The following is a 6,496-nucleotide window of genomic DNA, read 5'->3' on the forward strand; positions in this document are numbered from 1 at the left end:
ATGCGGCGTCTTCTGAAGCTTTTTGGAAAAAGCTTCACCAAAAATCTTTATGATTTCAGGATGTTATTGAGACTGACTTTTCAAACAGTCTCTAAAAACAACAGGTTTCCAGATGGCGACTTTTTAAAAAGTAACGCCTTTCAAAGCTTTCTGGCAAAAGCCTCACCGGAAACCTGTGTGATGCTGAGGGTATCCACAGATCTGCCGTATTCAGGGCATCCCCTCAATCTTCAAGGTCACGCGCCACGGCAGGGTCGCGCAACAGATCATCCACATGCATTGCATAATCCAGCGCCGTATCCGGCTGGAAATGCAGGTCCGGCACCCCACGCAGGCGTACCATATGCGACAGGCGGGAACGCAGGAAGGATGAAACCCGCTTGAGCGCAGGCAAAAGCGCCTCAATATCGCTACGTCCCAGCCGTGCGACGAAAACGGTCGCGTGCTTCAGGTCAGGCGAAATCCGTACCTCGGTCACAGTGATGCGGGCATCAACCAGTTCGGGATCACGGAATTCAACACGCGCGAAAATATCTGCCAGCACACGACGGATTTCTTCGGCCACGCGCAACTGACGTTGCGAGGGGCCAGACGCACCTTGACCGGCAAGTTTCCCTGCCGGCCCGGTGGTCTTTACCTTGTCCCTTGAAGAATGGCGGCTCATGCCGGAACCAGTTCCATTTCAAAGCACTCGACCATATCGCCTTCGCGAAGGTCATTATAACCGGCAAAGGACAGGCCGCATTCATAACCGCGCGCCACTTCCTTCACATCATCCTTAAAGCGCTTGAGCTGGCTCAGCTCGCCTTCATGAATGACCACGTTGTCACGCAGCAGTCGCACGCCACAACCACGCTTGACCACGCCTTCGGTGACATAACAACCGGCAACCTTGCCCACGCGGGTAATGTCGAACACCTGACGGATTTCGGCATACCCCAGGAACTTCTCGCGGTGTTTCGGCGCAATCTTGCCGCGCACCAGCTGCTCCACATCATCGGCCACCTGATAGATGATCGAATAATAGCGGATATCCACGCCTTCACGCTGCGCCAGTTCGCGGGCCTGTGCCGTTGCACGGACGTTGAACGCGATAATGACCGCGCCCGATGCCTTGGCAAGCTGCACGTCGCTTTCGGTGATCTGGCCAACACCCGCGTTAAGGACGCGAATCTTGACTTCCTCATGCTCCAGCTTCTGCACCGTGATCTGCAATGCTTCGGCAGATCCCTGCACATCGGCCTTGATAAGGACCGCGACTTCCTTCTGCGCACCGGCCTGAATCCGGGCCAGCATCTGGTCAAGGGTGCCACGCGCGGCCGTCTGGCCTGCCGCGGTGCGTTCCTTGATCACGCGCTGACGGAACTCCGAAATCTCACGGGCACGATTTTCGTTGTCCACGACGACGAACTGCTCGCCCGCACCCGGAACCCCGGTAATGCCCAGCACCTCGACCGGCATCGACGGGCCTGCATCCTGAATCTGACGGTTGCGATCGTCGATCATCGCACGCACCCGGCCCCATTCGGCGCCAGCCACCACGATGTCACCGCGATGCAGCGTGCCCTTCTGGACCAGGATTGTGGCCACCGGGCCACGCCCACGATCAAGACGGCTTTCGATAACCGCGCCTTCGGCCATGCGATCCGGATTCGCCTTCAGGTCGAGCATTTCGGCCTGCAGAAGGATCGCCTCTTCCAGTTTGTCGAGACCCGTGCGCTTGAGGGCGGAGACCTCGATATCCTGCGTGTCGCCCCCCATGCCTTCGACGACGATCTCGTGCGACAGCAGTTCCTGACGGACCCGGTCGGGGTTCGCACCCGGCTTGTCGCACTTGTTAATCGCAACGATGATCGGGGCATCTGCCGCCTTGGCGTGCTTGATGGCCTCGATCGTCTGCGGCATGACGCCGTCATCGGCCGCCACGACCAGCACGACAACATCCGTCACCGACGCGCCACGGGCACGCATGGCCGTAAAGGCTTCATGGCCGGGGGTATCGATGAAGGTGATCTTCGCACCCGACGCCAATGTCACCTGATACGCACCGATATGCTGCGTGATGCCCCCCGCTTCGCCAGTGGCGACATCGGTGGTGCGCAGCGCATCAAGCAACGAGGTCTTGCCGTGATCGACATGGCCCATGACCGTGACAACCGGTGGCCGTGGCCGCAGGTCATCCGGCCTGTCCTCGATGCCCTCGATGCCCAGTTCGACATCGCTATCGGCGACACGACGGACACGATGGCCGAATTCCTGCACAACCAGTTCAGCCGTGTCGGCATCCAGCGACTGCGTGACGGTCGCCATGACGCCCATCTTCATCAGCGCCTTGATGACCTCGCCCTGACGGGCGGCCATGCGGTTGGCCAGTTCCTGCACCGTAATCGTTTCAGGCAGGATAACGTCACGCACGACACGGACCTGATCCGAACGCAGGCGTTCCAGTTCCGCCTGGCGGCGTTCACGTTCACGCTGGCGACGGACCGACGCCAGTGAACGCGTCTTGTCGTCATCACCCTCGATCGCAGCCTGCACGTCGATGCGGCCCGAACGACGGCTGTCATTCTTCTTTGCCCCGCCCGATGGACGGCGTCCCGGCGCGACATTGCCACCGGGGCGACGGCTGGGGCGGCGTTCTTCCTCCGCCCCTTCGGCACGGCCTGAACGCAGGCGCAGCGTTTCCGCCGGCGCCGCCGCCGAAGCGGTGCGCGCAGGTGCAGGACGCGACGGCGTTACAGGCTTGGACGGCATGATTGCACGTTCAGCCAGCGGACGCAGACGTTCCATCGGCGGCGCAAGCGTCACCTCGCCAGGAATGGGCGTGGCCGACACGACCGGGCCAGGAGGTTCCACCACCGGCGCGGCCGGGGTGACGACCGGGGCCGGGGCCTGTGCCGCACTGGCGGCGCGGGCCTGCTTTTCCTCACGCTCGCGCGCTTCGGCCTCGGCCCGGGCGCGTTCGCTTTCCTCAGCTTCGCGACGGGCGTCTTCTTCCTTGCGCCGTGCTTCCTCGGCGGCGGACAGGATCGTGATCTTTTCCTGTTCGCGCCGGTCCTTTTCCCGCTGGATCGCGGCCTGACGCTGCTCTTCGAGCACGCGCTGGCGCGTGGCCAGTTCAGCCGCCGTCAGCGCCCGTCCGGCACCGGCGCGACCACCGGAACGGCCACCCGCCGGACCTGACCCGCTGCCTGGAGTCCCGGCACCGCGCTTCTTGCGCACCTCTACCTGAACCACCTTTGAACGACCATGGCTGAAGCTTTGCCTGACGGAACCGGCATCGACCGTCCGTCCGACCTCCCTCCGGCCCGCCGGCCGCAGGGACAAGCGTCCCTTACCCTGATCCTGATCGTTGCCTTCGCTCATGTACCCGCCTGTTCACACCGTCCGACGGACTTATCCGCCGAATTCGGTCCCATCCTGCCGGACAGTCCCGCAAAACGTTCATTCTCGACACGGAAACGACGTGCCAGTTCGCCATGCAGCATCGCTGCATGTACGACATGGTCACGGCCGAATGCCGCACCCAGCGCCAATGCCGTAGGAACCACCGCAACCGGAAGATCCCGTGCACCGGACAAAACTCTCATCCTCTCGTCCGGGCTCCCGTCCGCCGCCTGGATAACCAGTGCTGCGCGACCGCCCACGACCCATTCCCGCACCTTGGCAAAACCACAGACAACCTGTCCGGCCCGCCGTGCAAGTCCCAGGACATCCATCATCCTGCGTTCCAGTCCATCTTCAATCAGATGGGCCAGATCAGGCGGAATGACAACCTGTCCGCGCGCGGCACGTGCAAACGCGCCACGCGTCTGTGCCGTTTCTAGCACATCCCGCCGTGCGCTCAACCAAATTCCCCGTCCGGGCAGACGCGCGGAAAGATCGGGGGTCACGATCCGGTCTGGCGAAATGACAAACCGGACCATCGTTTCACGGGGCAGGCGTTCACGCGTTACCGCGCAACGGCGCAGTGGGCCGCGCTCTTCCTGCTCCTCGTGATCTTCTATGGGATATTCCTCAGACGTCGGAATTCTCCTGCTGTTCAGGGGCTTCATCCGCCCCCGACTCGTCACCCTCGAACCAGTGCGCACGTGCGGCCATGATGATTTCGTTGGCCGCCTCCTCGTCAATCGCATCGCCGCCAAGGATATCGACCAGTTCATCACCCGCCAGATCCGCAAGGTCATCAAGCGTCTTGACGCCCTTTTCCCCCAGCGTCACCAGCATCTGGACCGTAAAGACTCCAAGGGCCGCGATATCGTCCGATACCCCAAGGGCACGGCGCTTTTCGTCCATTTCCTCTTCGCGACGCGCAAGGAAACCTTCGGCGCGACGCACCAGTTCACTGGCGACATCCTCGTCAAAGCCTTCGATCCCGGCCAGTTCGTCGGCATCGGCGAAGGCCAGTTCCTCGATAGAATGGAAACCTTCTGTCACCAGCAGGCCCGCGATCACGTCATCAACGTCAAGCGCCTCGACAAACTGGTTGCTGCGGCGGCGGAATTCTTCCTGTCGGCGCTCCGATTCCTCGGCTTCGGTCAGGATGTCGATATCCCAGCGCGTCAACTGGCTGGCAAGGCGCACATTCTGACCACGACGACCGATGGCAAGGCTGAGCTGCTCGTCCGGGACGACCACTTCGACCCTGCCGGCCTCTTCATCCATCACCACCTTGCTGACTTCCGCGGGCGCCAGCGCGTTGACCACGAAGGTCGCGGCCTGCGGGCTCCACGGGATGATGTCGATTTTCTCGCCCTGCAGTTCCTGCACCACGGCCTGCACACGCGACCCGCGCATACCGACGCACGCGCCAACCGGGTCGATGGAGGCATCGCGTGAAATCACCGCCATCTTGGCGCGCGAACCGGGATCGCGGGCCACGGCCTTGATCTCGATGATCCCGTCATAAATTTCGGGCACTTCCTGCGCAAACAGCTTGGCAAGGAATGCCGGATGCGTACGCGACAGGAAAATCTGCGGCCCACGCGGTTCGTCACGCACGTCATAGATATAGGCACGCACGCGATCTGAATTGCGGAAGCTTTCGCGCGGGATCAGTTCATCGCGCCGCAACAGCGCCTCGGAACTGCCGATTTCCACCATCAGGTTGCCGTATTCGGTACGCTTGACGGTGCCGTTGACGATCTCGCCCACGCGGTCCTTGAAGTCGTTATACTGGCGCTTGCGCTCATATTCGCGCACGCGCTGGACAATGACCTGCTTGGCCGTCTGGGCGGCGATGCGCCCGAAATCGATCGGCGGCAACGGGTCGATCAGATGTTCGCCCAACTGGATTTCCGGCCGGAACTTACGCGCGATATGGAGCGGGATCTGCGTTTCCTCGTTCTCCACTTCCTCCACCGCTTCGGTCCAGCGCGACAGGCGGACGTCGCCGGTCTTGCGGTCGATGGTGGCGCGAATGTCCTTCTCGTGGCCGTACTTGGCGCGGCCGGCCTTCTGGATGGCCTGCTCCATCGCCTCGAGCACTTCTTCGCGGTCGATCGACTTCTCACGCGCGACGGCATCCGCCACCAGCAACAGTTCAGGACGGGAAACGGACGTATCCATCAGGGTCTCCAGAGCGTCTTTCAGTGGGCCTTGCGCGACGGCTTGCCGCCACGCCGACCGCGAGTCTGTTCCAACATCCCGTCCGGCGACTCGGCCGTCGGGTCCTCATCAGTATCGGTCTGCGACGCATCTTCGCCGGGATGCGCCATACGCGCGCTCGCCTCGATCAGCGCATCGGTCAGTACCAGCCGCGCCTTGCGCATCTCCTCGAAAGGCAACGCCACCTCGGCCCCGTCGTCAAGGCGCATCAGCCCATGCCCGTCGCGCGCGCCCAGCACGATGCCCGAAAACCGCTTGCGGCCATCGACGGGCATATTCATCTCCGCCTTTGCCAGATGACCGGCATAACGGTCCCAGTCCTTGGGGCGCGTCAGGGGACGGTCGATCCCGGCGGATGAGACCTCCAGCGTCCACTCCCCCGACAGCGGGTCTTCCACATCCAGGATTGCACCGACCGCGTGACTGATCTGCTCACAGTCATTAATGGTGATCTGCGAACCATCGGCACGGTCGGCCATGATCTGGACCGTGGGGGATTCGCGGCCCATGACCGCCACGCGGACAAGCTCGAACCCCATATCCACCAGCGCAGGGCCGATCATGTCGGCAATGCGGGCGTCAAGGCCAGTCAGGGAAGGCAGATCTGCGTCCAATGCAAAAAAGGCGGCCCTGCGGCCACCCCCCAAATAATCGTAAATTGAAGGAATTGCCCGAATACTTAGGCCATGATCCGTCAGTTCGCAAGTTCTATATAATGCAGGGATGGGAAATGCGTATGTGAACGCTTTTTTAAGCCATGGGTAACATTGTGCGCGTCTTAAACGCTTGCCACCCCCTGCCGGCCCCCTCATTATAATAACATGACGCCGATGTCCGCCCCGCCGACGGAACCATCCCGCCAGCCACAACGCCAGACCGGCAGCCGCCG

General features: G+C 62.0%; 5 protein-coding genes. All 5 read right to left on the bottom strand.

Annotated features, from left to right (window positions below):
• Positions 1 to 223 precede the first annotated feature (223 nt).
• The 5 genes from rbfA to rimP are packed head-to-tail and all read right to left on the bottom strand — an operon-like array spanning position 224 to position 6,221.
• Positions 224 to 664: a 30S ribosome-binding factor RbfA gene (rbfA, locus tag B7G66_RS08410; RefSeq protein ID WP_003617025.1), complete on the bottom strand. Its 441-nt coding sequence runs from the start codon at positions 662 to 664 to the stop codon at positions 224 to 226.
• Entirely contained in the window at positions 661 to 3,366 is a 2,706-nt protein-coding gene (infB, locus tag B7G66_RS08415) for a translation initiation factor IF-2 (RefSeq protein ID WP_003617023.1), read from the bottom strand. Before infB ends, rbfA begins: the two co-directional genes overlap by 4 nt.
• The gene (locus B7G66_RS08420) at positions 3,363 to 4,055 is read right to left on the bottom strand and encodes an RNA-binding protein (RefSeq protein ID WP_080545390.1); all 693 of its coding nucleotides are present in this window, start codon (positions 4,053 to 4,055) and stop codon (positions 3,363 to 3,365) included. Before B7G66_RS08420 ends, infB begins: the two co-directional genes overlap by 4 nt.
• Positions 4,018 to 5,568, bottom strand: coding sequence for a transcription termination factor NusA (gene nusA, locus B7G66_RS08425; RefSeq protein WP_003617019.1), 1,551 nt, complete (start codon positions 5,566 to 5,568; stop codon positions 4,018 to 4,020). Before nusA ends, B7G66_RS08420 begins: the two co-directional genes overlap by 38 nt.
• Before the next feature lie 20 nt (positions 5,569 to 5,588).
• Positions 5,589 to 6,221, bottom strand: a complete 633-nt coding sequence (gene rimP / locus B7G66_RS08430; protein ID WP_003617017.1) for a ribosome maturation factor RimP — start codon at positions 6,219 to 6,221, stop codon at positions 5,589 to 5,591.
• Between the last annotated feature and the right edge of the window lie 275 nt (positions 6,222 to 6,496).

Source organism: Novacetimonas hansenii JCM 7643 (assembly GCF_000964405.1).
GTDB classification, from domain to species: domain Bacteria; phylum Pseudomonadota; class Alphaproteobacteria; order Acetobacterales; family Acetobacteraceae; genus Novacetimonas; species Novacetimonas hansenii.

Coding starts and splice junctions, on each gene's coding strand:
- rbfA (WP_003617025.1), bottom strand. CDS start 664: ATGAGCCGCCATTCTTCAAGGGACAAGGTAAAGACCACCGGGCCGGCA.
- infB (WP_003617023.1), bottom strand. CDS start 3,366: ATGAGCGAAGGCAACGATCAGGATCAGGGTAAGGGACGCTTGTCCCTG.
- B7G66_RS08420 (WP_080545390.1), bottom strand. CDS start 4,055: ATGAAGCCCCTGAACAGCAGGAGAATTCCGACGTCTGAGGAATATCCC.
- nusA (WP_003617019.1), bottom strand. CDS start 5,568: ATGGATACGTCCGTTTCCCGTCCTGAACTGTTGCTGGTGGCGGATGCC.